This window comes from Halorubrum sp. AJ67, assembly GCF_000513435.1.
This window is the reverse complement of sequence record NZ_CBVY010000012.1, coordinates 59,994-61,939: the sequence shown is the minus strand read 5'-3', so window position 1 is coordinate 61,939 and position 1,946 is coordinate 59,994. Positions and strand designations below refer to the sequence as shown.

The following is a 1,946-nucleotide window of genomic DNA, read 5'->3' as shown; positions in this document are numbered from 1 at the left end:
GTCGACTCCGGCGGCGCGCGCGCCCTCATCGCCGACCGCGACGCCCCCGACGGCGGTGATCAACGGCGAGCCGTCGGGCTGCGGGGGAGTCACCCTCGGCTACCGCGGCCTGCTGGAGGGGACGTACGTGAACACGAGCGAGTCGGGCCACTCCTCGCGGCCGGAGCCGAACGCGATCCAGCACGCGATCGACTGGTGGCACGGCGTCGAGGAGACGTTCACGCCGGACGACGCCGAGACCGCCGTGTTCGACCAGGTGACGACCAAGCCCATCTCTATCGACGGCGGCCTGAGCGAAGACGGCCTCGCCGTGGAGACGACGATGGACGTCCAGCTCCGGGTCCCGCCCTCGCGCCCGGTCGACGAGATCCACGAGCTGGCGGAGGCGGAGCGTGGCGACCGGCTCGGTCCAGGTGGGGCGAGCCGATCGCCCCCCGTGATGGAGAGCCCGCGGACCGACCTCGCGCGGGCGTTCCGCGTCGCGATCCGGTCGGCGGGCGGCGACGTGCGCCTGCTCCGGAAGACCGGCACGAGCGACATGAACCTCTTCGCGGCCGCGTGGGACTGCCCGATGGTCACCTACGGTCCAGGGAACTCCGACCTGGACCACGCGCCCGACGAGCGGCTCCCGCTGCCGGACCTCGACCGCGCCGTGCGCGTCCTGACCGACGTCTGCCGCGAGCGACTGTAACGCCCACAGCCAACCCCCGTTTTCCGAACTACTCCCACCATGACACTCGCCACCGACGACTTCCTCGACATCGACGACGTGACGCCCACCGAACTGGACGCCCTGCTCGACCGCGCCGCCGCGATGAAGGCGGGCGAGACCGATCCGCGACTCGGGGACGCGACGCTCGGGATGATCTTCGAGAAGCCCTCGACGCGCACCCGCGTCTCCTTCGAGACGGGGATGACCCGACTGGGCGGCCACGCGATGTTCCTCGGGCCGGACGACATCCAACTGGGTCACGGCGAGCCGCTGAAGGACACCGCGCGCGTCCTCGGTCGCTACGTCGACGGGGTGATGGCACGGCTGTTCGACCACGAGGACGTGGAGACCCTCGCGGAGTACGCCGACTGCCCCGTGATCAACGGGCTCACCGACGAGGCGCACCCCTGTCAGACGCTCGCGGACCTCCTGACGATCCGGGAGACCGTCGGCGAGGACGCGACGGTCGCGTGGGTCGGCGACGGCAACAACGTCGGCCAGTCGTTCGTCGTCGGCGCGGCGATGGCCGGAATCGACGTAACGGTCGCCAGCCCTGCCGACTACGGGATGGATCCCGACGTGTTCGACCGGGCCGCAGCGTTCGGCGCGGACGTGACTCCCACGACCGACCCCGAGGCGGTGGTCGACGGCGCGGACGTCGTCTACACCGACGTGTGGATCTCGATGGGACAGGAGGACGAGCGCGACGAGAAGCTCGCCGCCTTCGACGGGTTCCAGGTGAACGCCGACCTGCTCGCCGGCACCGACGCGAAGGTGATGCACTGCCTGCCCGCGCACCGCGGCGAGGAGATAACCGACGACGTGCTCGAATCCGACCGCGCCCTCGTCTGGGATCAGGCCGAAAACCGGATGCACGCGCAGAACGCGCTGCTCGTCGAACTGCTCGGCGGGGAGTAGGCGAAGGACGGAGCCGATCGGACCGCGGACCTATTTATAAGAAGATGTGCGGTGGCGCGTGCCCGTGAGCGGTCGCCACAGGCGACCGCGAACGGCACCGCGCGAGGGAGTCAGTCGCCGGAGCGAAGCGACGGCGACTGACGAGGCTGGGGAGGTGTGAGGCTGTGCTGTGCGGTGCGAGGCGGGACTCGAAGGGGCAGCCGGGAGGCGGACAGAGGCGACGTAAGCACCGCAGGAGCGAACGGAGTGAGCGACGAGGAGCGCAGCGAGCGTCTGTCCGCCTCCCGGCTGGGGCTTCGGCGGTCGTGTCGATCGA

Annotated in this window: 1 protein-coding gene and 1 pseudogene; both read left to right on the top strand. The window is 70.6% G+C overall.

Annotated elements, in window-relative coordinates; translation table 11 throughout:
• Positions 1–691, top strand: a pseudogene (locus BN903_RS10650) (M20/M25/M40 family metallo-hydrolase); the annotation flags it as partial.
• A 39-nt stretch (positions 692–730) separates the two neighbouring features.
• Positions 731–1,630, top strand: coding sequence for an ornithine carbamoyltransferase (gene argF, locus BN903_RS10645; RefSeq protein ID WP_048077710.1), 900 nt, complete (start codon positions 731–733; stop codon positions 1,628–1,630).
• The last annotated feature ends 316 nt before the right edge of the window (positions 1,631–1,946 follow it).

Bases quoted from the DNA above. Each gene is read 5' to 3' on its own strand.
- argF (WP_048077710.1), top strand. From the start codon at position 731: ATGACACTCGCCACCGACGACTTCCTCGACATCGACGACGTGACGCCC.